At 48.8% G+C, this 25253-nt stretch carries 23 protein-coding genes, 1 pseudogene and 1 riboswitch; of the genes and pseudogenes, 21 read left to right on the top strand and 3 right to left on the bottom strand.

Going from position 1 to position 25253, the window contains the following annotated elements; genetic code table 11:
- Positions 1–10 precede the first annotated feature (10 nt).
- The 3 genes from N179_RS06935 (at position 11) to N179_RS06925 (ending at position 2694) form a co-directional block, all read left to right on the top strand.
- Complete coding sequence (locus N179_RS06935) at positions 11–700, top strand: metal-dependent hydrolase (RefSeq protein ID WP_023468776.1); 690 nt, start codon at positions 11–13, stop codon at positions 698–700.
- Between the two features lie 183 nt (positions 701–883).
- Positions 884–1786 carry a DUF4097 family beta strand repeat-containing protein gene (locus N179_RS06930; RefSeq protein WP_023468774.1) on the top strand — a complete coding sequence of 301 codons (903 nt, stop codon included), beginning with the start codon at positions 884–886 and terminating at the stop codon, positions 1784–1786.
- Complete coding sequence (locus N179_RS06925; RefSeq protein WP_058704466.1) at positions 1783–2694, top strand: FUSC family protein; 912 nt, start codon at positions 1783–1785, stop codon at positions 2692–2694. Before N179_RS06930 ends, N179_RS06925 begins: the two co-directional genes overlap by 4 nt.
- 63 nt (positions 2695–2757) lie before the next feature.
- Here N179_RS06925 and N179_RS06920 read toward each other — a convergent pair whose 3' ends face one another.
- Positions 2758–4449 (bottom strand): Rqc2 family fibronectin-binding protein, encoded by a 1692-nt coding sequence (locus N179_RS06920; protein ID WP_050677513.1) that lies wholly within the window; start codon positions 4447–4449, stop codon positions 2758–2760.
- A 168-nt stretch (positions 4450–4617) separates the two neighbouring features.
- Between N179_RS06920 and gmk the strand changes: the two genes are divergently transcribed.
- The 13 genes and pseudogenes from gmk (at position 4618) to N179_RS06860 (ending at position 17366) form a co-directional block, all read left to right on the top strand.
- The gene (gene gmk, locus N179_RS06915) at positions 4618–5235 is read left to right on the top strand and encodes a guanylate kinase (protein ID WP_174316772.1); all 618 of its coding nucleotides are present in this window, start codon (positions 4618–4620) and stop codon (positions 5233–5235) included.
- Position 5236: 1 nt separating this feature from the next.
- The gene (rpoZ, locus tag N179_RS06910; RefSeq protein WP_023468770.1) at positions 5237–5440 is read left to right on the top strand and encodes a DNA-directed RNA polymerase subunit omega; all 204 of its coding nucleotides are present in this window, start codon (positions 5237–5239) and stop codon (positions 5438–5440) included.
- Between the two features lie 56 nt (positions 5441–5496).
- Positions 5497–6687 (top strand): bifunctional phosphopantothenoylcysteine decarboxylase/phosphopantothenate--cysteine ligase CoaBC, encoded by a 1191-nt coding sequence (gene coaBC, locus N179_RS06905; protein WP_023468769.1) that lies wholly within the window; start codon positions 5497–5499, stop codon positions 6685–6687.
- Positions 6684–9008: a primosomal protein N' gene (priA, locus tag N179_RS06900; RefSeq protein WP_075642548.1), complete on the top strand. Its 2325-nt coding sequence runs from the start codon at positions 6684–6686 to the stop codon at positions 9006–9008. The genes coaBC and priA overlap by 4 nt, the downstream gene beginning before the upstream one ends.
- Before the next feature lie 9 nt (positions 9009–9017).
- A pseudogene (gene def, locus N179_RS17130) lies at positions 9018–9407 on the top strand (peptide deformylase); the annotation flags it as partial.
- A 72-nt stretch (positions 9408–9479) separates the two neighbouring features.
- A complete protein-coding gene (gene fmt, locus N179_RS06895) occupies positions 9480–10400 on the top strand; it encodes a methionyl-tRNA formyltransferase (RefSeq protein ID WP_244150222.1) in 921 nt (306 codons plus the stop codon).
- Positions 10397–11728 (top strand): 16S rRNA (cytosine(967)-C(5))-methyltransferase RsmB, encoded by a 1332-nt coding sequence (rsmB, locus tag N179_RS06890; protein WP_075642546.1) that lies wholly within the window; start codon positions 10397–10399, stop codon positions 11726–11728. The genes fmt and rsmB overlap by 4 nt, the downstream gene beginning before the upstream one ends.
- A gap of 18 nt (positions 11729–11746) precedes the next feature.
- Entirely contained in the window at positions 11747–12481 is a 735-nt protein-coding gene (locus N179_RS06885; RefSeq protein WP_035396748.1) for a Stp1/IreP family PP2C-type Ser/Thr phosphatase, read from the top strand.
- A 2-nt stretch (positions 12482–12483) separates the two neighbouring features.
- A complete protein-coding gene (gene pknB / locus N179_RS06880; protein WP_075642545.1) occupies positions 12484–14418 on the top strand; it encodes a Stk1 family PASTA domain-containing Ser/Thr kinase in 1935 nt (644 codons plus the stop codon).
- Positions 14419–14443: 25 nt separating this feature from the next.
- Positions 14444–15349, top strand: a complete 906-nt coding sequence (gene rsgA, locus N179_RS06875) for a ribosome small subunit-dependent GTPase A (RefSeq protein WP_023468763.1) — start codon at positions 14444–14446, stop codon at positions 15347–15349.
- A 2-nt stretch (positions 15350–15351) separates the two neighbouring features.
- Complete coding sequence (gene rpe / locus N179_RS06870) at positions 15352–16008, top strand: ribulose-phosphate 3-epimerase (protein ID WP_029342106.1); 657 nt, start codon at positions 15352–15354, stop codon at positions 16006–16008.
- Between the two features lie 22 nt (positions 16009–16030).
- Positions 16031–16140, top strand: a riboswitch (TPP riboswitch).
- A 61-nt stretch (positions 16141–16201) separates the two neighbouring features.
- Entirely contained in the window at positions 16202–16762 is a 561-nt protein-coding gene (thiT, locus tag N179_RS06865) for an energy-coupled thiamine transporter ThiT (protein ID WP_023468761.1), read from the top strand.
- Between the two features lies 1 nt (position 16763).
- Positions 16764–17366: a thiamine diphosphokinase gene (locus N179_RS06860; protein ID WP_035396754.1), complete on the top strand. Its 603-nt coding sequence runs from the start codon at positions 16764–16766 to the stop codon at positions 17364–17366.
- Between the two features lie 54 nt (positions 17367–17420).
- On the opposite strand, the gene N179_RS06855 is transcribed toward N179_RS06860, so the two are convergent.
- Both N179_RS06855 and rpmB read right to left on the bottom strand, forming a co-directional pair.
- Complete coding sequence (locus tag N179_RS06855) at positions 17421–18824, bottom strand: amino acid permease (RefSeq protein WP_023468759.1); 1404 nt, start codon at positions 18822–18824, stop codon at positions 17421–17423.
- Between the two features lie 140 nt (positions 18825–18964).
- Positions 18965–19153, bottom strand: coding sequence for a 50S ribosomal protein L28 (gene rpmB / locus N179_RS06850; protein WP_023468758.1), 189 nt, complete (start codon positions 19151–19153; stop codon positions 18965–18967).
- Positions 19154–19436: 283 nt separating this feature from the next.
- Between rpmB and N179_RS06845 the strand changes: the two genes are divergently transcribed.
- The 5 genes from N179_RS06845 (at position 19437) to recG (ending at position 25176) form a co-directional block, all read left to right on the top strand.
- Positions 19437–19799: an Asp23/Gls24 family envelope stress response protein gene (locus N179_RS06845; protein ID WP_023468757.1), complete on the top strand. Its 363-nt coding sequence runs from the start codon at positions 19437–19439 to the stop codon at positions 19797–19799.
- 25 nt (positions 19800–19824) lie between these two features.
- Complete coding sequence (locus N179_RS06840) at positions 19825–21498, top strand: DAK2 domain-containing protein (protein ID WP_369815311.1); 1674 nt, start codon at positions 19825–19827, stop codon at positions 21496–21498.
- 100 nt (positions 21499–21598) lie between these two features.
- Positions 21599–22261 (top strand): L-serine ammonia-lyase, iron-sulfur-dependent subunit beta, encoded by a 663-nt coding sequence (gene sdaAB, locus N179_RS06835; RefSeq protein WP_023468755.1) that lies wholly within the window; start codon positions 21599–21601, stop codon positions 22259–22261.
- A 4-nt stretch (positions 22262–22265) separates the two neighbouring features.
- Positions 22266–23162, top strand: a complete 897-nt coding sequence (gene sdaAA, locus N179_RS06830) for an L-serine ammonia-lyase, iron-sulfur-dependent, subunit alpha (RefSeq protein ID WP_023468754.1) — start codon at positions 22266–22268, stop codon at positions 23160–23162.
- Entirely contained in the window at positions 23146–25176 is a 2031-nt protein-coding gene (gene recG / locus N179_RS06825; protein ID WP_035396758.1) for an ATP-dependent DNA helicase RecG, read from the top strand. The genes sdaAA and recG overlap by 17 nt, the downstream gene beginning before the upstream one ends.
- Positions 25177–25253 lie beyond the last annotated feature (77 nt).

The raw sequence follows: 25253 nt of genomic DNA, 5'->3' as shown, positions 1-25253 counted from the left end.
AGTGACACTCATGAAATTGACTTATCACGGACAATCGACAGTAACAATCGAGACGAACGGGCATCATCTCGTCATCGATCCATTCTTTAGCGGTAACGAAAAAGCGACGACGAATCCCGATGACGTCAAAGCGGATTTCATCCTTTTGACGCATGCGCATGCCGATCATATGCTTGATGCAGAGCGAATCGCGAAAGCGACGGGAGCTACAATCATTGCTACTCATGAACTGGCGACGTATCTGAGTTTCAAAGGGCTCAACGTTCACCCGATGAACCTCGGCGGACAGTTTGAGTTTCCGTTTGGTAAAGTGAAGATGACACAGGCATTCCATTCATCAAGTATCATCGATGAGGAAAAACAGACGATTACGTACATGGGGATGCCGGCTGGATTCTTGCTGACGATCGAAGGAAAGGAAATCTATCATGCAGGTGATACGGCACTGTTCGGGGATTTAGCTCTTTATGGTGCCCATCACGAAATCGATTTAGCTTTCTTACCGATTGGTGATAACTTCACGATGGGTCCGGACGACGCGTTGATTGCTGCAGATATGTTGCAAGCGAAAGCCGTCGTACCGATCCACTACGATACATTTGATTTAATCAAACAAGATGCGAACGCCTTCTGTGAAAAGATTGAAGCACAAGGTCAAACGGGCCATCCACTCGCGATTGGCGAGTCACTCGAATTATAATCCGTTCTTAAGTAAAGGAGAGGAAACGTCATGGTTCCTCTCCTTTTTGTTGCCGTTTTTCTGACCTCCTTCCTTCTTCCGCCCGATGGCGAAACGGTGAACTTCTTCTATGATAAGAAAGGGGCTGTTGACAGCCGATTCGGATATTCGGAATAATGGAAGACATGAGATGGAGGGGCTGACATGGAAGAACATAATAGTAGGAGTGTGCGAAAACGAAAACAATCGTCGTTCACACGCTTAAAAAATAAACAAAAACAAAAGATGGATGCACGATTGAACCGGATTGGAGAAAAAGGACCAGTGAAACGGCCAATCTACTTATACGGTGGTGTCATTCTCGGACTTGTCGTCATCTATTCGATCACATTACTCGTCTCAACGGAATTGTTATCGCGCGGCGAGTCATTTAAGACGACGAATCGCTATAAATCTCTCGCCATCGAGGCGCCGCACGCAACGGTACAATTCGTTCGAAGCACAGACGGAAACGTCCAAATCAAACTCGTCGATAGTGCGTCGAGTGGGAAGCGACTGAAAATCAGTACATCGACGAATACGGTGACGGTGACAGGACGAGATGGTTGGCTGTCTCGACTTGGCAATCGTCCGAGCGAGAAAACAGCAGACTATACGATTCAAGTAGGATTACCAAGTTATATGAACCGTGTTGATGTCGATGCCGGTACACTGAAAGGGATGGGCATCTACGCAAAAACGATCGAGATGGATGGAGAAGCGATGAGTCTCGATAAAGTAAAAGGTGATGAGATTACACTGAATGCAACACGTGCGATTTCCGTCAAGGAAATGGACGCCGTACATGCGCAGGTGACAGGCGAGAGTGTCTCGCTGGCAGACTATATGGCGAAGTTGAGTCTTGACGTCACGACGATTGACGGCGCGACGAAGCTAAAACCAGATAAATCAGCCGGTACGATTACGATCGACACGGGAGGCGATATTAAAGCCTCTGACCGATATACGAAACAAAAGAATAAGGATGAGACGATTTATGAACTGTCGAAACAAGAAAAACCGGAAGTGACAGTCAATAGTGAAGTCGGGCAGGTGACGCTCGAGTGAAATTAAAGTTTCGGATTGGACTTCGAACGATCAAGACCGGTATCGCGGTAGCTCTTGCACTCAGCATCTCTTGGTATGTATTCGGTATTTATTCAGGAATGGGGGCTGTCGCAGCCATCGTTGCGATGCAACCGACGATTCATCGCTCATTTAAAATCGTCTTCAATCGGATTTTCGGAACGGTACTCGGACTGATGTGTGGACTCGCGATCGTTGCGACGCTTGGCGCCAATCCACTGACGATCGGACTCGCCGTCGTCGTCTCGCTCGTTCTCAATTCGATGATTGGACGAACGGATATGTCGACGTTTGCTGCCTTTGCAATCGTCTTGATGTTCGAGAGCCCGACCGCTGACTACGTCCACTATGCCTTATCACGGTCGTTGTTGACCGTCGTCGGTGTGTTATCTGCCGTCCTCGTCAATTACATCGTCTTCCCGCCACACTATGAGGATCGTTTACTCTTGCTCGTCAAAAAAACGACGCAACAGTTGATGGAAGATTGGCGAAGTCTTGTGCAAGATGATGGACGCTTGCTTGCCGTCCGTAAACAAATCCTCAAACATGAGGAAATGATGTTGATGCTTCAAGAGGATCAAAAATATCCACTAGTGGCGAGCGGTCAAAGTGAAGCGTTCATTCGACTGAAAGAGCTTGTCGATCTTGAAGACAAGTTGCTCGTCTTGCTTGAAAGCATTGCCAGTCATCGGGATATCCCGATGACAGAAGAACAGGAAAAGACGCTCGGTCAGGAAATTGATTTCTTACTCAGCCATCATTACGATGTCATCTTCTCCCACGAACGAAAACAGGCGATGTTCTCATTCGATCAAGAATTAAGCGAGGCGAAGGATATCATTCATGGGCATTTGCTCGATTACCGGGAACAGTTAGAAAAAATGAAGTGAAGATGAAAAAGCGCTGTTTCTCCTAAGTAACAATTAGGAAAAACAGCGCTTTTTTGTGTAGCGTCATTGACGTAAGGATTGGACGACATCTGGATCAGGTGTGACGTAAAGAGTCGTTTGATCCGTGTAGATGACGAATCCGGGCTTTGCACCACTCGGTTTTTTGACATAACGTAGTTCCGTGAAGTCGACCGGGACTTGGCTCGACTCACGTGCCTTCGAGAAATAAGCCGCGACGATCGCTGCTTCCTTCAACGTCGTCTCGTCCGGTGCATCACTTTGAATGATGACGTGTGATCCCGGGATATCCTTCGTGTGTAACCACGTATCGGACCTGCGTCCGAACTTGAACGTCGCGTAATCATTTTGTTTATTGTTCTTTCCGACGAAGAATGGAAGACCAGTCGAAGAACGGTATTCTTCGAGTTGTGGGAGCTGCGGTTTCTTTTTCTTCTTTTGTCGTTCGCGCAGATAACCTTCTTCGACGAGTTCCTCGCGCATTTCCCGGATGTCTTCCGGGGATGCGACATCGAGTTGCGCAAGTAAGCCTTCGAAGTACGCAATCTCAGCTTGGTTCTTCTCGAGCTGACGCGCGACTTCGACTTTGGCGGTTTTTAATTTGTTATACCGTTTGTAATAACGTTGCGCGTTCTCATTCGGCGAGAAACGAGGATCAAGCGTGATCGTGATTTCAGCACCATCTGGGTCATAGTAATCGACGACGGTCGCTTCCTTCATCCCGCGTTCGAGCTGATAAAGATAGGTCGTCAGCAGTTCCCCTTTATGTTTCCACTCATCCATCCGTAACGTCGCTTCTAAATCTTTTTCGAGTTTTGAGCGCTTTAAGATATTCTTATCGTACTCGCTCTTGATGAACCGTTCGAGATCGGCTGCTTGTTGTTTGACGCGATCGCGGTTTGCTTTTTGATGGAAGAAGGCGTCGAGGACTTGACCACTCGTCTCGAACGTCTTCTCGTCGATGATGGATCCTTCCGTTAGCCGGACCGGCGCGAAGCGTTCCTTACCACCTTCCATCCGTTGTAAGACATAAGGACCATCGAGTTCCTTCAGGACATCTTGAAAGGCAGATGCAAGATTCGTCCGGTTGGCGAGACCTGCCCGTGTGACGACTTCCTTTGCAATTTGCGGAGATAGACCACTGAAGAGACCAAGTAACTGTCGATCGAGTTTCCCAGCGTTCCAGTCGATTCGGTGAAGGGTCTTTTCGATATCTCCCGTAAGCGGATCCACTTTATCCTGTGCCGGCGGAAGCTGGTATGTCATCCCTGGCATGATCGTCCGGAAGGTATTTTGACTGAGTGGCAAGTGTTTGATCGCATCGAGGATCTTATCTTGTCCATCGGTCAAAATGATGTTCGAGTGACGTCCCATCAACTCGACATAGATTTTTTTCGCTTCCTCATCACCGAGTTCGTTCCGGGACCGGACGCGTAAGACGATGATTCGGTCACGTTCGAGTTGTTCGATTGATTCGATGAACCCACCTTCGACATGTTTGCGGAGCATCATACAGAAGAGTGGGGGTTCACTCGGGTTGCTGACCGCTTCCGACGTAATGTGCATCCGTGCATACATGGCATTCGCAGAGGCGAGCAACAATACGTTTTTTCGCTCAGCCCGGACCTGGAATACTAAATCCAATGTATACGGTTGGTATACCTTATTGATCCGTCCTCCGACGAGCGGTTGGAGTTCTTCGACGACGCGTGTCGTCATCAATCCGTCAAAAGCCATACGATTACCTTCTTTCTTGATTTCGTTCTCACTTTCTAAAGGTAACAGAAATGGCATCGTTATGGTATGATAAAGCAGTCGAGCTAAAAAAGATGACTTGCGAACTTCCCGTCTCTACTGCTAATATGAAACAATGTGAAGTTTGTGAGATGGAGGGGTTTTGAAGTGATTTTCAAAGAGCGTGGCTTATTACTCGTATTATCTGGTCCAAGTGGTGTCGGAAAGGGAACGGTCTGTCGTGCCTTGCGCGAAGATCAGGATAACGATCTGCATTACTCGGTATCCTGTACGACGCGCCAACCGCGTGAAGGAGAAGTAGATGGTGTCCACTATTTCTTTAAATCGCGTGAAGAATTCGAAGAGATGATTGCGAACAATCAACTCTTGGAATATGCTGAATTCGTAGGGAATTATTATGGAACGCCTGTCGAATGGGTAAACCAGATCCTAGATGAAGGAAAAGACGTCATTCTCGAAATCGAAGTTCAAGGGGCCATGCAGGTCAAAGAACATTTTCCGGAAGCTGTCTTCTTATTCCTTGCACCTCCAAGCCTCCAAGAATTGCGGAACCGCCTCGTAGGGCGTGGAACGGAATCGGAGGAAGTCATCAAGCAACGTCTTCTCGTCGCTAAGGAAGAGATCGAGATGATGGATGCGTATGACTATGTCGTGACGAACGACGAAATTCATAAAGCCTGTGATCGAATTCAAGCGATCGTCACAGCGGAACATTGCAGTCGGGAACGTGTCGCGTCCCTATATAAAAAAGCCATGGAGGTTAAGTGATATGTTATATCCATCAGTTGATAAGCTTCAAAAGAAAGTGCCATCGAAATATACGATCGTTACAGTTGCCGCTAAGCGTGCGCGTCAAATCCAAGACGGGAAACGCGTGAGAGTCACGAACCCAAAATCGCATAAACCGGTCGGGAAAGCTTTAGAAGAGCTTTATTTCGAAGAAGTATCCGTCACGAACCAACCGCAAGACTAATTTTGAAGCAGCCACTTGTCATCGTGGCTGTTTTTTTCAATAAGGAGGACACCTACATGTTAACCAACCGAAACATTCTACTGTGTGTCGGCGGTGGAATCGCTTCCTATAAATCAGCAGCACTCGCTTCAAAACTCGTCCAAGCAGGCGCACACGTTCAAGTCGCGATGACGCGTAATGCGCAACAATTCGTCGGTAAGACGACGTTTGAAGCACTGACGCGAAAAGCGGTCTATGATGACGTCTTCATCGAGCATGATCCGTCAAAAATCGCCCATATCGATTTAGCGGACGAAGCGGACTTGATCGTCGTCGCACCAGCGACCGCGAACTTGATTGCAAAACTCGCGCACGGGATCGCAGATGACTTCATTACGACGACGATCCTTGCAGCAACGTGTCCCGTCATCGTCGCACCGGCGATGAATGTCAACATGCTCGAACATCCGGCGACTGTCCGCAATATCGAACAACTCAAGCAGGATGGTGTCCAGGTGATTGCACCGGGAGTCGGAAATCTCGCATGTGGTTGGGTCGGAAAAGGTCGTTTACCGGAACCAGAAGATTTGGTCGCAACACTCTCAACGTTCTTTGAAGAAAAATATCTAGCTGGGCGAAAAGTTTTGATCAGTGCAGGTCCGACCGTTGAACGGATTGACCCGGTTCGTTATTTGACGAATGATTCTTCAGGGAAAACTGGAATTGCGCTAGCAGAGGCGGCACGAGACGCAGGAGCAGATGTCACGCTCGTCCATGGTCCCCTTCGGATCGGATTACCGACCGGGATGGCGACGATTGCTGTTGAATCAGGGGAAGAGATGCTTGAAGCCATGTTACGTGACTATGAGACGCAAGACATCGTCATCATGTCCGCTGCCGTAGCTGACTATCGACCGTCTGTCCAGTACGATCAGAAGCAGAAGAAAATTCACGGACCATTGCGGATTGAACTCGAGGAGACGACGGATATTCTGAAGACGCTCGGTGAGCAGAAACAACATCAGGTATTAGTTGGATTTGCAGCGGAGACGACGGACGTCGAGACGTTCGCGAAACAGAAACTCGTCCGAAAGAAGGCGGATTTCATTGTCGCGAATGATGTCTCTCGTTCTGACATCGGATTTGTCAGCGACGAAAATGAGGTCGTCGTCTTCGGGAAGAATGATTCCGTCACGCGATACGATCAACAATTGAAATCGACGCTCGCTAAAGCGCTCATGCGCCAATTTGCGGAGGCATTGGCATGATAGCTGAAGTCATCGTCGATGTCGCAGCGGCCACTGTCGATCGTCCATTTGATTATGCCGTGCCGGAACTTTGGCAGGAGCTGATCGTTCCCGGGATGCGCGTCGAGGTTCCGTTCGGTCCACGTGCGTTGCTTGGGATCGTCGTCGGGACGAAAGCCACATCTGATCTGACGAACGTCAAATCGATCGTTCGTGTCTTAGATGAGACGCCGACCTATACGCAGGAATTACTCGAGCTGTCGGCTTATCTATCAGAAACGACATTGTGTTTTCAGGCGACGGCACTGCTTGCGATGCTGCCGGCTGCCTTGAAGGTGAGTTATGATAAACTGGTCATAGTCGAGTCGGGCCCACTTCGGGCATATCATGGTAAGAAAATGAGTCAATTACCAACGGAAGTCCAACAAATCATCTTAACAGCGGCGAAACAAGCTGACGTGACGCTTCAACCGGTCATTCGCGAGAAAAAGACGTCTAAAACGGATAAACGGATTCATCTCCTCGAGGAACAGGCAACTTTTACGAAACAAGCGAGCCAACAAGCGGCACTTTACTCGTATATCGAAGAATTTCCGAATGCGCTTTGGAGTGAAATCAAGCAGGCGACAGGCGCAACGAGCGCAACATTGAACGCCCTCGAGAAAAAGGGCATCATTGAAGTCGAGACGATTGATGTACGGCGAAATCCTTACGAGCATCTCGTCCAAGACATCTTTGTGCCGTCTTCTTTGACGGAAAAGCAACAGGAAGCCGTCTCGGCGATAACAGCTGAAGCGGAGACCGGAACGTTTTTGTTACATGGCGTAACAGGAAGCGGTAAGACAGAAGTCTATCTTGAATCGATTCATGCACAACTCGAACGCGGTAGACAAGCGATCTTGCTCGTCCCTGAAATCAGTCTGACACCGATGATGGTCAAACGGTTCAAACGTCGTTTCGGAGAACGGGTCGCTGTCTTGCATAGCGGTCTATCGCTCGGAGAAAAGTATGATGAGTGGCGCAAAATCGCACAAGGTGAGGTTGATGTCGTCGTCGGTGCACGATCCGCCGTGTTCGCACCGCTGACGAATATCGGAATCATCATTCTCGATGAAGAACATGAAACAACCTATAAACAAGAAGAGAATCCGCGCTATCATACGCGTGATGTCGCAAAATGGCGTGCGGCCTATCATCGATGTCCTGTCGTGCTCGGAAGCGCGACGCCGTTACTCGAGACATATGCGCGGGCACAAAAAGGGGTCTATCGTTACTTACCGCTTCGTGAACGATTCGGTGGAGAACTGCCTCCGGTCGACATCGTTGATATGCGTAAGGAACTTGAACGGGGCAATCGGACTCCGTTCAGCCTCGCGCTCATCGAAGGCATCAAAGAACGAATCGAGCGTGGGGAACAGACGGTATTACTTTTGAACCGTCGTGGATACACGACCTTCGTCTTATGTCGGGATTGCGGGGAGACGCTTCAATGTCCGCATTGTGCCGTCAATTTAACGTATCATCAACATGAAAATCGCTTAAAGTGCCACTATTGTGGATTTGAGGCAGCGATGCCGAAAACTTGTCCGTCCTGTGAATCGACGAAGATTCGTCAGTTCGGAACTGGGACACAAAAGATCGAGGAAGAGTTGGCGCATTTGATTCCGGAAGCGCGCATTATCCGGATGGATCAAGATACGACGTCTCGTAAAGGCGCACACGAGAAGTTACTCGATGCCTTCGAGCGTAAGGAAGGAAACATTCTTCTCGGGACACAGATGATCGCAAAAGGTCTCGACTTTCCAAATGTCACGCTCGTTGGGGTGCTCGCTGCCGATGCGACGCTCGGTATTCCGGATTTTCGGGCAAGTGAGCGAACATTTCAGTTGATCACGCAAGTGTCGGGTCGTGCCGGGCGGGGGCAACTCGCCGGACAGTCGATCATCCAGACCTATAATCCGGAACACTACGTCATTCAGACGGCAAAACAGCATGATTTCGAAACGTTCTATAAGCGGGAGATGCAGTTGCGCAAACTCGGGGGACACCCTCCATTCTGGTTCCTTGGTCTGATCACGGTCTCGGCGGCACATCCACTTGAAGCACAAGCAGAAGCGCAACAAATCGCTTCCGAGCTGCGGGCTTTCGAATCGGAGGATTTAGTCGTCAATGGACCGTTCGATGCGCCACTTGCTCGACTGAAGAATATGTACCGACAACAGGTCTTAATTAAACATAAAGGGCAGGAAGATGTCCGGACACATCTTCGTGATATCTTAGCCCGTCGTCAAAAGTCAAAAACACAAGTCGCGATCGACTTGAATCCATTTGTATTCATGTGAGGTGTCTGTATGTATAAAGTAGTAGAAGTACCCAACGATGTATTACGACAGGTGTGTGAACCTGTCACGAAGTTCGATAAAAAACTTGGTAAGATGATCGACCGGATGTTCGATACGATGTATGAATATGATGGTGTCGGCTTAGCGGCACCGCAAATCAATCAACCGATCCGTGTTGCGGTCGTCCATACGGATGATGAGACCGGACCGATCGAGCTGATCAATCCGGAAATCATCGAAGCCGACGGTTCACAAATCGATGACGAAGGATGCCTCAGCATGCCCGGCATCTTTGGTCCTGTCGAACGGTTCGACCGCATCGTCGTCAAGTCGCAGGATCGACTCGGACGAACGGTCAAAATCAAAGCAAACGGCTTTTTTGCACGTGCCATCCAGCATGAGATGGATCATTTAGACGGTGTCCTGTTCACGGATAAACTCGTCGAGCAAGAAAAACCGCGCGTCGTCTTCATGGGGACGCCTGAGTTTGCGGCAGGAACACTGCGTGAAGTGATCGATGCCGGATATGACGTCGTCGGTGTCGTCTCACAACCCGATAAGCCGGTCGGACGAAAACGGGAAGTCAAACCGACACCAGTGAAACTCGTCGCGATGGAGCACGATATTCCTGTGTTGCAACCGAAACGGATTCGCGAGGATTATCAAGATGTTCTCGATTTAAAACCAGATCTCATCATCACGGCAGCTTACGGTCAGATCGTACCGACGGTGATTTTGGAAGCACCACGTTTTGGGGCGATCAATGTCCATGCGTCACTCTTACCGAAATATCGTGGCGGTGCACCGATTCATCAAGCAATCATCGATGGTGAAAAAGAGACAGGCGTGACGATCATGTACATGGTCGATCGATTGGATGCCGGTGATATGTTGTCAAAAATCATCGTTCCGATTGAAGAGAACGATACAGTTGGAACGATGTTTGAAAAATTAGCGGACGCAGGAGCGCGTCTGTTGCTTGAGACGTTACCGCGTTTGTTCGCAGGTGAATTGACACCGGAAGCACAAGTCGAGGCAGAAGCGACGTTTGCACCGAATATCTCACGTGAACGGGAACGGCTTGATTTTACGTTACCGGGTGAGACACTCTATGATCAAATCCGAGGAATGAATCCTTTCCCAAGTACGTACACGATGCTTGGTGATGATCGATTGAAAGTCTTTTTCGCGACGAAAGTCAAAGGAACGGGACGACCAGGTGAAATCATTGCTTTAGAGACGGATGGTCCCGTCATCGCGACAGGTTCGGAAACAGCGTTGAAGCTGATCGACTTACAGCCGTCCGGAAAAAAACGGATGGATGGTGCCACGTTCATGCGCGGGATCGGTCAATCGCTTGAACTCGGACAACAAGTAGGTGAGAACGCATGAACGTACGTGACGCAGCAGTAGCGACACTAATGAAAATTGGTCAAGGTGGTGCCTTCTCGACAATCACAGTTCACCAGATGCTTGAAAAGCGTGCTATCTCAGCAACGGATGTCGGCTTGTTCACAGAACTCGTCTACGGGACGCTCAGTCGTGAATTGACACTGGATTATATTTTGGAGCCGTATCTAGCGAAACAGAAAAAACTTGATCCGTTCATGCGTCCATTATTACGGATGAGTGTGTATCAATTGTTTTATCTTGATCGTGTACCGGATCATGCCGTCATCCATGAAGCTGTCGAGATTGCTAAAAAACGTGGGAAAGTCCACGTCTCGAAAGTCGTCAACGGAGTGCTCCGGAATGTATTACGGGCGGGAATGCCCCATTTCGCTGAGATTGAGCCTGTTGCAAAACGAATCAGCATCGAAACGAGTCATCCGCAGTGGCTCGTCGAACGCTGGATTGAACTGTTTGGTCCGGAAGAAACGCTTCAAATCTGTCAATTGAATAACACACCTGCACCGGTCACGGTTCGCATCAATCGGACGAAGACGACGCGAGAGGAAGCGATCGAGCTTCTACTCGACCAAGGTGTGACGGCAAAACCATCTACGGTCGCGCCAGATGGTCTCGAAATCGAACGAGGAAGCGTTCAAAAAACGGATCTGATTGACCGTGGGTATCTTTCTCTGCAGGATGAGAGCTCAATGCTCGTCGCCCGTGCACTCGGTGCAGAAACATCTGATCATGTACTTGACAGCTGTGCCGCACCTGGTGGGAAAGCGATGCATATTGCTGAAGGTTTGACGACGGGAACACTACAGGCACTTGATCTTCATCCACATAAGATTAAATTGATTGAACAGCAAGCGACACGATTAGGTCTTACGACTGTTCAAGCAGAAGCGTTAGATGCTCGTAAAGCAGGAGACCGCTTTGAAGTAGAATCGTTTGATCGGATTCTTGTCGACGCACCTTGTTCAGGACTCGGTGTCATTCGAAGAAAACCAGATATCAAATGGACGAAACGCCCGGAACAACTCGAGCAACTCCCGAAAATTCAACGAGATATTCTGACATCTGTCTTACCACTCGTTAAAAAGGGTGGAACCTTTGTCTATTCGACTTGTACGATTGATCCGACCGAGAACGAGGATCAGACAGCGTTCATTCTCGATCAAGGATTTGAATTTGATACATCCTTTGCGGCACGGATGCCGGAATCCGTGCGACATCTGATTGGGGATCGAGCAGAACTCAAGTTGTTACCGACGACAGTCGGAACGGACGGCTTCTATATTGCCGCGTTTAAAAAACGAGAAGATTGACACGAACGGAGGACTGTCATGGAGTTAGCTCACCTTTCGACTACTGGGAAAGTCAGGACTAAAAATGAGGATACGGTATTACTCGTCGGGAACGCTGAACGTGGTCTTGCCGTCGTTGCGGACGGTATGGGAGGTCATGCTGCTGGCGATATCGCAAGTGCAATTGTTCGCGAGGTATTTGAAGCATCCTTTTCACTCATGCCAAATCGTCCGATGGAATTGTCTGAATGGATAGAACAACGTGTAGCCGAGGCAAATGCCCGGATTCTTCAGTTTTCAAAAGAAGAGCAACTTGCCATCGTCGGAACGACCATTGCCTGCGTATGCTGGGTCGAGGAGTTGCTCGTCATCGGTCATGTTGGGGATAGCAGAGTCTATGCCCTTGAAGGTACGGCGTTAAAACAATTGACGGATGATCATTCTTACGTCAACATGTTACGACAAATGGGGGAACTTTCGGATGAGGAAGTCGAAAATCATCCACGTAAGAATGTCATCACACGGTCGGTCGGCTCGAACGAAACAGTCGAAGTCGACATTCAAGTCAGAGATGCTCCAGACTATGACCTCGTCCTCGTCTGTAGTGACGGGTTGACCGATGAAGTGCCAGATGATGTCATCGAACAGATCATCTTACAGGATGAGCCGCTTGATGAGATCGTTGGACGATTGGTGAAAGAAGCGAATGCTCGAGGAGGCGCGGATAACATTACGATTGCCGCCATCCGGTTCAAAGAAAGAAAGAGGGTCTGAATATGCGATACGGAGATCGATTAAATGACCGCTACCGCATAGAACGGCTAGTTGGAAGTGGCGGGATGGCGAATGTCTATCAAGCCTATGATGAGATTTTAAAGCGTCATGTTGCCATTAAGATTTTACGGACTGAATTTTCGCATGACGAACAGTTCATTCGTCGATTCGAACGTGAAGCGCATGCTGCTACCAGCTTGAATCATCCAAACATCGTTGCCGTCTATGATGTAGGCGAAGAAGATGCCATCTATTACATCGTCATGGAGTATATCGATGGTATGACATTAAAAACATTTTGTGAAAATCAAGCATTACCTGTGCCGCAGGCCGTCGATATCATCGCTCAAATTTGTGATGCGATTGATCACGCCCATGCACACCGGATCATCCATCGCGATATCAAACCGCAAAACATGTTGATTCGAGAAGATGGTACCGTCAAAGTAACGGATTTCGGAATCGCTGTGGCGATGTCGAATGCGACGCTGACGCATACGATGTCCGTTCTTGGGTCCGTCCATTACTTTTCACCGGAACAAGCAAAAGGTAAATTTGCGGATGAGAAGTCGGATATCTATTCGCTTGGTGCTGTCTTATACGAACTCGTCACAGGACAAGTCCCATTCGAAGGTGATTCACCGGTTGCGATCGCTTTAAAGCATCTGCAAGATACACCGCGTCGCCCATCCGTCTTGAATCCGAAAGTGCCGCAAGCACTCGAGAACTGTATCATGCAGGCGCTTGCAAAAGCACCGCATGACCGTCAACAGTCCGTCGCAGCGTTTAAGGTAGATATGGTGACGGCGTTGTCTGACGAACGGGCAAATGAAAGCATCCGTGGCGCAGAAGAGGATGAGATGGAAAAGACAATGGTTTTATCACCTGTCCAAGTGCCAGAAGAATCAAAAGCGGAACTAGAATCACCCGCCGTCGCAACTGTTCAACCGAAAACACCGGAAAAGAAAAAGAAAAAACGCTGGTGGATCATCCTCTTGTTACTCCTTTTACTGGGTGGGGCGGCTACGACGTTCGCGATGTGGCCGGATCCAACGGTCACCGTACCATCTGTCGTCAAGACGGATGGAGACGATGCGGAAACGAAGCTTGAGAAACTTGGATTTGTCGTCGAGACAACGGAACGGAGTAGCGATACGGTCGAAGAAGGCGATGTCATCAGTCAAACGCCTCGTGAAAAAGCACAGGTCAAGAAGGGCTCGACAGTCAATTTGGTCGTTTCTACTGGTAGTGCTCCGGTTGAGGTACCGGATGTGACGGATGAAGCTGAAAAAGAAGCAATTGCAACGCTAAAAGAAGCAGGATTCGCAAAAGTCGAAGTCGAGCGAGAGAAGTCGGATGAAATCGATCGAGGAAATGTGATTCGACAGTCAATTTCTGCTGGAACGGAGGTCATTGCGAAAGAACAAACGATTACGATTACTGTATCTGAGGGGACGTCTTCTTTCGAGTTGAAGGATTTGACGAATTTATCGAGTGATGAAGCAAAAGCTTATCTCGATAAAGTAGGATTAGACGGAACGTTCGAACAAGAATTTTCTAGCGATGTCAAACTCGATCAAGTCATCCGTCAGTTCCCGCAAGCTGGCGCACAAGTCGAGCCGAACGACTCCGTGACGGTCTTCATCTCTAAAGGTGAGGAAGAAAAAACAGTGACGGCGACGTTCCCTGAAAAGGTCGTCTATGATGCTGTTAGTGAAGATGAAGAAGAGGCTCCGCCGAAACAAGTCATCCGAATCGAGACGGAAGACGCGAAAGGGAAGCGGACCGTCATCGAGGAATCAATTGATCAAGATGAGACATTCGACGTGCCATTAACGATTGATCCGGGTGAAGAAGGCAAAATTACGATCTATAAAGACGATACGGTGTATCGTTCAAAAACCATCACGTACAATCAAGCAAAAGACGCACAATGAATGTGATAAAAAAGGAGTGCATAGGATGACGGAACAACGCATCGAAGAGAATCGAGAAGGAACGATCATACGCCTGCAGGGCGGCTTTTATGATGTCATGACACCAGAAGGAGAAGTTCGTTCACGAGCAAGAGGAAATTTCCGAAAACGCGGCATCAGTCCAGTCGTCGGAGATGAAGTCGTGCTTCATATCGAAAGTGAGACCGGGTACATTCTCGAAGTGAAGGAGCGGGACAACTTTTTAGTACGCCCGCCTGTCGCGAATATCGATCAAGCGTTGCTTGTCGTCTCGGCGGCAGAACCTGATTTTTCAGCGCATCTACTCGACCGATTTCTCGTCTTGATCGAAGCGAAGGAAATCCAACCCGTCATCCTGTTAACGAAGATGGATTTACTTGACGAAGTCAAAGGACCGGCTGTCCGAGAGGCGATTGCCGCTTACCGGAAGATTGGGTATACGGTCATCGAGACATCAAGTGAGACGTTGACGGGTGTTGAGCAAGTCCGTCCGTTACTTGCTGGAAAAACGAGCGTTCTCGCCGGACAATCCGGTGTCGGGAAAAGTTCATTGCTCAATGCACTGGAGCCCTCTCTTGATTTAGAAACAAGTGCGATCTCGAAATCACTCGGACGCGGACGTCATACGACGCGCCACGTCACATTAATGCCGCTTGCCGAAGGATTGATTGCCGATACGCCAGGTTTCTCGAACCTCGATTTTCCGTATGATATGGAAATCGAGGATGTACGGTGGAGTTTTCCTGAATTCGTCGCTGTACAAGATGATTGTAAATACCGAGGTTGCTTGCATTTGAATGAACCCGGTTGTGCCGTCAAGGAAGCCGTCGAAGCCCAAGAAATCATGTCCTCTCGTTATGAGAACTATGGTATGTTTATAGACGAAATCAAGAATCGAGCCCGGAGGTATTGAAGATGATTAAAATTGCACCATCTATCTTATCAGCAGATTTTGCGAATCTTGAGCGTGATGTCAAAGCAGTCGAAGCAGCAGGCGCGGACTATATCCATTTTGATGTCATGGACGGTCAGTTCGTACCGAACATCTCATTTGGATTACCTGTGCTTAGCAGCTTACGTCAAAAGACGGATATGATTCTCGATGTCCATTTGATGATCGACCAGCCAGAACGTTTCGTTGAAGATTTCGTCAAGGCAGGGGCTGACATCGTGACGTTCCACGTCGAAGCGACGAATCATGTCCATCGTGTCTTGCAACAAATCAAAGCAGCGGGCGCAAAGGCAGGAGTCGTCTTGAATCCCCATACGCCATTATCAACGATTGAACACGTCCTTGAGGATGTCGATATGGTTTTATTGATGACGGTCAATCCGGGCTTCGGTGGACAAGCCTTCATCGAGCGTGTCATGCCGAAACTCGCAGCACTTGCGCAAATGAAAGCAGATCGTGGTCTGACATTTGAAATTGAGATTGACGGTGGCGTCAATCCGGAAACGGCAAAGCTTTGCATCGATAACGGTGCGAACGTTCTCGTCGCAGGGTCAGCAATCTACAATGCACCAGATTATGCGGAAGCGATCACTAGCATTCGTCAAGGGGCTGCCGTATAATAAGAACGAGAAAACGAAATATGATGACCGCAAGGGGTGTCGCTTGAAAAGCGGCTGAGAGGAGTCTTTTAGACTTTAACCCTTCGAACCTGTTCCGTTCAAACGGACGTAGGGATGTGGCGCACGCAGGCAGTACGGCGTTCGTCGTACTGCCTTTTTGCGTCCTCTCGTACAATGAAGGAGGAAAAATAGCATGAAACGGTTACAAATGATGATGGAAATTGCCATCTTCGCCAGTCTCGGAGTCGTCTTTGATTTACTGATTCCATTCAAAATGCCACAAGGAGGCTCAATCAGCTTAGCGATGTTACCGATCTTCGTCATGGCATTTCGCCACGGTGTCGTTGGAGGGGTCGTTACGGGAGCGCTTGTCGGTACGATTCAATTGATGTTCGCTCCACAAGTCTTGACGATCGTTCAACCGATGCTTGACTATACGATTGCGTATGGTGTCGTCGGATTAAGTGGTCTGTTCGCGCGTCAAGTCAGACTAGCCGCGCGCAATGGACAAAAGAAAAGCTTGATGGCGTTCGTTCTCCTGGCGACGTTATTAGGCGCAGGACTCCGTTATATCTGTCATGTCATCAGTGGAATCGTCTTTTTTGCCGAGTATGCCGAAGGTCCAGTCGTACCGTATTCATTGATTTATAACGCGACATACATGGTACCGTCTTACGTTCTTTGTGGTGTCGTTGCGGGTCTTTTATTCACGACTGCGCCACGCTTACTACGTTATTCGGCACGAGGCGTCTGAGATGCGGGCGATTCTCGTCTGTGCCGGTCCGCGAGAAGAAGCGCCGGATTTACGGACGTTTTGTCAGCCAGGTGATTTTATCGTCGGTGTTGACGGTGGTGTTCAGACGATTGAATCGTTTGGGCTGACATGCGACCTGACGATTGGTGATTTTGATTCGCTTGGTTATGTACCAGAAGGGGCAATCGTTCATCCGGCCGAGAAAGATGAAACGGATCTCGAACTGGCACTTCGTACAGTCTCAGAGAAGAAACAGTTTGAGGATACCTTCATTATCGGGGCGACAGGTGGGCGGCTCGACATGACCGTCCAAAATGTATATTTATTGAAGCGATACCCAGAGGCACGACTCGTGACGAAACGAGAAGAGGTACGATACTTGGCTGAGGGAACGTATGCAGTCGAAGCAGGGAGCTATTATTATCTTTCGTTCATTCCACTCGTACCATCGACTTTAAGCTTATCCGGAGTCAAATATCCACTTGATGCACATCCAGTACCGGTCGGAGGTTCCTTGACCGTCAGTAATGAATGGTGTGCGTCAGAAGCGAAGGTAGAGCTCCATCAAGGAGAACTATTGATGATGCGGACGCTTAAGGAATAGCACAATCATAGGAAAGAGGCCGTGGATGACTCCGCGACCTCTTTTTGTGTGAAATTATTCTTCGAGTTGAGAAGGGGCGACACGGATGTCGCTTTGAGCGGATAGATGTTTTCCTTTGACGAAGAGATGATAACTTCCCCACATGACAAGGAAGAAAGGAACACCGATGTATAGAGCGATTCGTTGATCCGCTTGAAACGCAAGACTGACGAGGACGACGACGTTAAGTGTCAACGAAATCAGTGGTAACACCGGATAGAGTGGTGTCTTGAATTTCAGTTCGGATACATCGTGTCCGTTTCGGACGAACTGACGACGAAATGCAAGCTGAGAAGCAGAGATCGAAATCCAGCCGACTTGAGCCCCGAGTCCGGCTAAGGACAAGAGCCAAATGAAGACGGTATCTTCTGCGAAAAATGCGGTCAGAAGCGATAACATCGCGAACATCATCGTAAAGAGTAAAGCACGCATTGGCACACCACGTGCATTGACGTAAGATAATTTCTTTGAAATCATCCCTTCTTGCGCCATTGCCCATAACATCCGAGTCGCCGCATATAATCCGGAGTTTCCGACGGATAATAGTGCCGTCAAGACGACGATATTCATCAAATCAGCAGCGTACGGAATGCCGATCGCATCAAAGACCATGATGAACGGACTGCTGACTCCGCCAGCCGTCTCATACGGAATTAATGCACCAACGATCGTAATCGATAAGACGAAGAAGATGAACGTCCGCCAGACTGTATTGCGGATCGCTTTTGGAATCGATTTTTCTGGCGTGTCGGACTCCCCAGCCGCAACACCGATCAATTCCGTTCCTTGGAAGGCGAAGTTGACGGCGATCATCGTCGTCAAGACACCAAGAATCCCGTTTGGAAACCAACCGCTTGCCGTAAAGTTAGCGAATAACGATGTTGGGCGATCTGCTTCCATCGGTAACCAGCCGAACCAAGCAGCGCCACCTAAAATGATGAAGAATAGGATCGCGAGGACCTTCAAACTCGAGAACCAGAATTCAGCTTCACCGAATGCTTTGGCGGAGACGGCATTCAGACCGAACAGCAAGACCGTAAAGGCGGTACACCAGACGACGACGGGTACATTCGGAAACCAGCGGTCCATTAAACTGCCGGCAGCTGTGATTTCGAGTGCCACCGTCACGGCCCAGCCGAGCCAATAAATCCAACCGACGGCAAAGCCGATCCCTGGTCCGATGAAGCGGGTCGTATAGGTCTGAAATGACCCCGAGACCGGCAGATAGACCGCTAATTCCCCTAGACATAACATTGTCAGATACATGATGGTCCCACCCACGATGTAACTGAGGACCGCCCCGAGAGGTCCTGCTTGTGAAATCGTTAATCCTGACCCTAAAAATAAGCCTGTTCCGATGATTCCGCCAAGTGAAATCATGAACAGATGTCGACTCGTCATCTCTCGTTTGAGTTGCATGATGACTTCCCCCAATTCTGACAAAATAAAGTACGTTCCTATTGTAAGCGTTTTCAATAAAAGCGACAATTAGTTTATGAGAAAAATAAATGAGGGCATAAAAAAACCGGAAGGGAAGATTCCCATCCGGTGGTTGCGCCTTATACGCGTTCGACTTTACCTGATTTAAGAGCTCGAGCTGAAACCCAAACCTTTTTCGGCTTACCGTCGACGAGGATACGTACTTTTTGTACGTTGACTCCCCAAGTACGTTTTGTTTTGTTCAATGCGTGTGAACGGTTGTTACCCGACTTTGGCGATTTCCCAGTAACGTAGCATTTACGTGCCATGCGTTCCGCCTCCTTTTATGTTGTTTTGCGTTCGTCCTAATAGACACTTTGCTATCTTAGCATGGTGTCAGGGCGGTTGCAACATAAAAAAAGTAGCTGACAAGAAAAAAACTTGACAGACAACCTCGAAATTTAAAATAATGGATGAGGATGATGGTAAAAGTTCATTTGACCGCTACTATTTTTCACTTATTCATTGTATAGTCAGTACGGCGACTTTTCAATAGTAGGTCCTTATAGTAGAATTATGAGAAGAATACAATATTCAAAGGGGGCTACTCAGGTGGCGATCGAGATGAAAACGACCTATGGAAAGATTGATGTAGATAATGATGTCGTCGCGCAACTTGCGGGCGGCGCGGCAATGGAATGTTTTGGTGTCGTTGGTATGGCATCCCAGTCTCAAATCAAGGATGGTCTTGCTGAACTCTTAAAACGTGAGAACTTTGCACGCGGTGTCATCGTTCGACAGGCTTCAGAGCAGGTCCATATCGATATGCATATCATCGTAAGTTATGGAACGAAAATCTCAGAGGTGGCGAATAACGTACAGAGTCGCGTGAAATACACGCTCAGTCAGGCACTAGGTCTTGACGTGACATCTGTGAACATCTTTGTCCAAGGAGTCCGCTTGACGAATGTCTAAGGCGGGAATAGAGGAGGAAACTTTAGTGAGTGTAGATCGTTTAACAGGAGCGCAGTTAGTCAAGATGATTCAAAATGGCGCGGCGAATCTCTATCAAAATGCAGATTTCGTCGATTCATTGAACGTCTTCCCTGTGCCAGATGGTGATACGGGAACGAACATGAATTTGACGATGACTTCAGGTGCAAAAGAAGCAGGTAAATCAACTTCGGATTCTGTATCGGAAGTCGCAAACGTCTTCGCACGTGGATTATTGATGGGGGCGCGCGGAAACTCTGGCGTCATCTTAAGCCAATTGTTCCGTGGATTCTCGAAATCAATCGAAGGCAAAACAACGATTGATACGAAGGAATTCGCAGATGCGTTACAAAAAGGTGTCGATACTGCATACAAAGCAGTCATGAAACCCGTTGAAGGAACAATCTTGACGGTTGCCCGTGAAACAGCTGTCGCTGCTATCGCACAATCTGAGACGACGACGGATTTCTTAGAGTTGATGCGTCAACTCGTCGAAGCTTCGAAAGTATCGCTCGACGGTACACCAGAACTTCTTCCGGTATTAAAAGAAGTAGGCGTCGTTGACTCTGGTGGTCAAGGTCTCGTCTGTATCTATGAAGGATTCCTCGCAACACTCGAAGGAAAAGAACTCGACAAGCCGCATGCACCTGTCATGGAAGCACTCGTCGAAGCAGAGCATCATAAAACGGCTCAAAGCTTCATGTCGACAGAAGAAATCCATTACGGTTACTGCACGGAAATCATGGTTCGTTTCCAAGATGACAAGCTTGCGAATGCACCGTTCAGCGAAGAAGACTTCCGGAACGAATTAGCGGAATTCGGTGATTCGTTGCTCGTCGTAGCGGATGAAGAACTCCTTAAAGTTCACGTCCACGTTGAAACACCAGGAGAAGTCATCACAAAAGGACAACGTTTCGGTGAACTCGTCGCTGTTAAGATTGAAAACATGCGTCAACAACACTCGACGATCCTTGAAGAAGAAGGTGCGAACCAAGTCACTCCAGTCGCTGCACCGAAGGCAAAAGCGAAAGCAGCCCTCGTGACAGTCGCAATGGGTGAAGGAATCAGCGAACTCTTTAAATCACTCGGTGTCAGTGTCGTCATCGAAGGCGGACAAACGATGAACCCGTCGACGGAAGATATCGTTAAGGCGATCGAGGATGCACACGCTGAACACGTTTATGTCTATCCAAACAACTCAAACATCATCATGGCCGCTGAACAAGCAGCATCTGTTGCGAATTGTGGTGTGACGGTCGTGAAATCAAAAACAGTTCCACAAGGTTTAGCAGCAACAATCGTCTATAATCCAGAAGCGACTGTCGAAGAGAACGAAGCGCACATGGCAGATGCGATTGCAGCCGTTAAGTCGGGACAAGTCACATATGCCGTACGTGATACGAACATCGATGGTGTAGAAATCAAGAAGGACGACCATATGGCGATTGCTGAAAAACAAATCGTCGCTACGGACGCTTCAAGTCTTGGTGCAGTCAAGAAACTCGTCGATACACTCGTCACTGAGGACGACGAAATCATCACGGTTCTTTACGGTGAAGGCGTCTCGACAGAAGAAGTTGACGCACTCGTCGCGTACATCGAATCGGTCAATCCGGATGCTGAAGTGGAAGTCCACGACGGCAAACAACCACTTTATTCGTACATTTTAAGCGTCGAATAAAACCATCATACTGAAAAAGGGCGACTAGCCTTTTCACGAATCCCACCATCTGCGATAATAGAGGTGGGATTTCGTTTGTTTCATAGAGAGGGGAAAAGAAATGAAATATCGTAGCGTCTTTGACATCATCGGACCAGTCATGGTTGGTCCATCGAGCTCGCATACAGCAGGGGCTGCACGGATTGGATTGATGGCGGGTAAATTATTCGGGGAAACGCCTACTGTCATCCACATCACGTTTTACGGTTCATTCGCGGATACGTATCGTGGACATGGAACGGATGTCGCCATCATCGGCGGTGTTCTCGGATACGATACGTTTGACGACCGGATTCCACAATCGATCGATATCGCGAAGTCGAAAGGGATTGAGATTCATTTCGAGACGAGTGAAGCGTTGACGGATCATCCGAATACGGCTCGTGTCCATTTGACGAATGGAGTAGAAGAGTTTGAATTGGTTGGTATTTCAATTGGTGGGGGAACGATTGAAATCACGGAATTAAATGGTGTACCGCTTCGTTTGTCCGGTGGGGGGCCGGCACTCGTCGTCTTGCACCATGACCGCTTTGGTGCGATTGCAGCCGTGACGAGCATTTTGGCTGATTACGAAATCAACATCGGGCATATGGAAGTGTCACGGCATGAAAAAGGAAAACAAGCACTCATGGCAATTGAGATTGATGACCGGATAACGGCAGAAGTGTTGGAAGAAATCGATCGGTTACCTCAAGTCGAGCGTGCCGTCATGATGGGAGAGTGAAGACATGTTTAAATCCGTAAAAGAACTCGTCGCCATCGCGACGGAACGAAATATTCCGATTTCGGAAGTCATGATCGAGCAAGAGATGACGGTTCGTCATTTAGAGCGAGATGAAGTCTATGCGATGATGGAACGAAACCTACAAGTGATGGAAGAAGCAGTCGCTCGTTCACTTGATGGTGACGGTGTCCAGTCGGTGACAGGACTGACCGGTGGGGATGCTGTCTTGCTTCAACGATACCGTGCTTCAGGTAAAGGTTTGTCAGGAGATTTGCTACTTGATGCCGTCAGTAAAGCAATCGGAACGAATGAAGTCAATGCTGCGATGGGAAAAATTTGTGCGACACCAACGGCAGGGAGTGCCGGCGTCGTACCAGGTACACTATTTGCTGTCAAAGATCGGTTAAACCCAACGCGTGAACAGATGTTACGCTTCTTGTTCACATCCGGTGCGTTTGGTTTCGTCGTCGCGAACAATGCATCGATTTCTGGAGCGGCTGGTGGCTGTCAAGCAGAAGTCGGTTCGGCAACAGCGATGGCAGCAGCTGCCATCGTTGAGATGGCGGGCGGAACACCGGATCAGTCAGCGCATGCTTTTGCGATCGCGCTGAAGAACATGCTTGGACTCGTCTGTGATCCTGTTGCAGGACTCGTCGAAGTGCCATGCGTGAAACGCAATGCGATGGGTGGGGCGAATGCTGTTGTCGCTGCCGACATGGCACTCGCTGGAATCACGTCACGGATTCCGTGTGATGAAGTCATCTCAGCCATGCATGAGATTGGTCAGATGATGCCGTCTGCGCTTCGCGAGACAGCAAAAGGTGGACTCGCGAATACGCCGACGGGTCGCTGGCTCGAAGCGAAAATCTTCGGAGAGTTATCGAATGAATCCATCACGTGACGTCAAGACATTAAAAGGTGTCGGACGGGATTTAGCGAAAAAACTAGAAGAGATGAATATTCTCACCGTTGCGGACGTGCTCGAGCACGTCCCGTTTCGTTATGACGACTTCGTGACGGGAAGTCTAACGGAAGCAATCCATGAGGATAAAGTCAAGTTCACGGGTCAAGTCCAGTCTGAACCACTTGTGCGCTATTACGGCAAAGGAAAAAATCGTTTAACGTTCCGTTTGCTCGTTGAAGAACGGTATAGTGTGACCGTAACGATGTTCAACCGGGCATTCTACAAAGACCAATTGCAACTTGGAGCAGAAGTGACGGTCAGTGGCAAGTGGGATTTACACCGGATGACGATCTCTGCGACGGAATTGCAATTCGGGGCAATCGAAGGCGAATTGACACCCGTTTACTCGCTCCGGGGTGACATGCGGATGAAGACATTCCGACGCGTCGTCGACTTGGCGTTCAAGGAGACTGAGGCATTAGCTGAACGAATCCCGGATAGCATCCGGAAGACGTATCGGTTGCAAGACCGGATGACGATGTTGAAGTCGCTTCATTTCCCAACGAATCGACAAGAGTTAACGGCTGCTCGTCGCAGTTATGTCTACGAGGAGTGCCTCTATTTCCAACTGAAATTACAGGCGTTACGTCTTGGACGACGGAAAGGTCAAGGGATTGCCTTGCCTTTACATGAAACGGATATTGCCAATTTCATCAAGAGCCTGCCGTTTCCGCTGACAGGTGCACAGCAACGTGTGACAAAAGAGATTCTAGACGACATCGGTCGCGGCGAACGAATGAATCGGTTGTTGCAAGGAGATGTCGGAAGCGGAAAGACCGTCATCGCAGCCATCGCCTTGTTCGCGACGGTTCGTGCCGGAAAACAAGGTGCCTTGATGGTGCCGACCGAAATTTTAGCGGAACAGCATGCAGCGTCGCTGGCCCCATTGCTTGAACCACTTGGGATCCGAGTCGGTTTACTGACGAGTTCCGTTAAAGGGAAAGCGCGTGCACACTTGCTCGAAGCTCTTGTAACAGGAGAGATCGACGTCTTAGTCGGAACACATGCGCTGATTCAAGACACCGTCCAGTTCAAGGCATTACACCTCGTCATCACCGATGAACAACATCGCTTCGGTGTCGAACAACGGAAGCGGTTGCGCGCGAAAGCTGAACAGGCAGATGTATTATATATGACAGCGACACCGATTCCGCGTACGCTTGCGATATCGGTCTTTGGAGATATGGATGTTTCGATCATCGATGAGATGCCGGCGGGACGAAAGGAAATCGAGACCTACTGGGCGAAACCGCAACAGATGGAACGCGTTTTCGGATTCGTCGAGAAAGAATTGTCGCAAGGTCGACAAGCCTACGTCATCACGCCATTGATCGAGGAATCCGAATCACTCGAAGTTCAAAATGCGATCGAATTACATGCGACATTGACCGAGCGGTTCAAGCCCTATCATGTCGGTTTGATGCATGGGCGCTTGACTTCTTCAGAAAAAGACGAGGTCATGCAGGCATTCAAGGAGAATACTGTTCAAATCCTTGTTTCAACGACGGTCGTCGAGGTCGGCGTGAACGTTCCGAACGCATCGATCATCGTCATTCATGATGCAGAACGCTTCGGTCTTGCGCAATTACACCAATTAAGAGGACGCGTTGGTCGAGGCGATGCCCAGTCTTACTGTATTCTAATCGCCGATCCCTCTTCCGATACGGGAAAAGAACGGATCAAGACGATGACGGAGACGAACGATGGCTTCAAGCTAGCGGAAAAGGATTTAAAACTGCGCGGAGCCGGAAATTTCTTCGGTACCGAACAAAGTGGATTACCGCGCTTCGTCTTGACCGATCCGGCGCTCGATATACAAGTCATGGAAACTGCGCGACAAGATGCAGTCCGATTACTGCGATCGGACGCCTTTTGGCAAGCGCCGGAATACGATGTCTTGCGTGACTATATCGAACGACAAGGGCTACTTGAAGGAGAAAGAATCGAATAATACTTGAAAGTGAACAACAAGGGATATATACTACTATTAGTACCAGGTAATAATAGTGGTCATCCTTCTTGTGGGAG

It is taken from the genome of Exiguobacterium indicum HHS 31 (assembly GCF_001939065.1).
In the GTDB taxonomy this organism is placed as follows: domain Bacteria; phylum Bacillota; class Bacilli; order Exiguobacteriales; family Exiguobacteriaceae; genus Exiguobacterium_A; species Exiguobacterium_A indicum.
This window is presented reverse-complemented; position numbering and strand designations above follow the sequence as displayed.

Bases quoted from the DNA above. Each gene is read 5' to 3' on its own strand.
- N179_RS06935 (WP_023468776.1), top strand. From the start codon at position 11: ATGAAATTGACTTATCACGGACAATCGACAGTAACAATCGAGACGAAC.
- N179_RS06930 (WP_023468774.1), top strand. From the start codon at position 884: ATGGAAGAACATAATAGTAGGAGTGTGCGAAAACGAAAACAATCGTCG.
- N179_RS06920 (WP_050677513.1), bottom strand. From the start codon at position 4,449: ATGGCTTTTGACGGATTGATGACGACACGCGTCGTCGAAGAACTCCAA.
- rpoZ (WP_023468770.1), top strand. From the start codon at position 5,237: ATGTTATATCCATCAGTTGATAAGCTTCAAAAGAAAGTGCCATCGAAA.
- coaBC (WP_023468769.1), top strand. From the start codon at position 5,497: ATGTTAACCAACCGAAACATTCTACTGTGTGTCGGCGGTGGAATCGCT.
- priA (WP_075642548.1), top strand. From the start codon at position 6,684: ATGATAGCTGAAGTCATCGTCGATGTCGCAGCGGCCACTGTCGATCGT.
- fmt (WP_244150222.1), top strand. From the start codon at position 9,480: ATGGGGACGCCTGAGTTTGCGGCAGGAACACTGCGTGAAGTGATCGAT.
- rsmB (WP_075642546.1), top strand. From the start codon at position 10,397: ATGAACGTACGTGACGCAGCAGTAGCGACACTAATGAAAATTGGTCAA.
- N179_RS06885 (WP_035396748.1), top strand. From the start codon at position 11,747: ATGGAGTTAGCTCACCTTTCGACTACTGGGAAAGTCAGGACTAAAAAT.
- pknB (WP_075642545.1), top strand. From the start codon at position 12,484: ATGCGATACGGAGATCGATTAAATGACCGCTACCGCATAGAACGGCTA.
- rsgA (WP_023468763.1), top strand. From the start codon at position 14,444: ATGACGGAACAACGCATCGAAGAGAATCGAGAAGGAACGATCATACGC.
- rpe (WP_029342106.1), top strand. From the start codon at position 15,352: ATGATTAAAATTGCACCATCTATCTTATCAGCAGATTTTGCGAATCTT.
- thiT (WP_023468761.1), top strand. From the start codon at position 16,202: ATGAAACGGTTACAAATGATGATGGAAATTGCCATCTTCGCCAGTCTC.
- N179_RS06860 (WP_035396754.1), top strand. From the start codon at position 16,764: ATGCGGGCGATTCTCGTCTGTGCCGGTCCGCGAGAAGAAGCGCCGGAT.
- N179_RS06855 (WP_023468759.1), bottom strand. From the start codon at position 18,824: ATGCAACTCAAACGAGAGATGACGAGTCGACATCTGTTCATGATTTCA.
- rpmB (WP_023468758.1), bottom strand. From the start codon at position 19,153: ATGGCACGTAAATGCTACGTTACTGGGAAATCGCCAAAGTCGGGTAAC.
- sdaAB (WP_023468755.1), top strand. From the start codon at position 21,599: ATGAAATATCGTAGCGTCTTTGACATCATCGGACCAGTCATGGTTGGT.
- sdaAA (WP_023468754.1), top strand. From the start codon at position 22,266: ATGTTTAAATCCGTAAAAGAACTCGTCGCCATCGCGACGGAACGAAAT.
- recG (WP_035396758.1), top strand. From the start codon at position 23,146: ATGAATCCATCACGTGACGTCAAGACATTAAAAGGTGTCGGACGGGAT.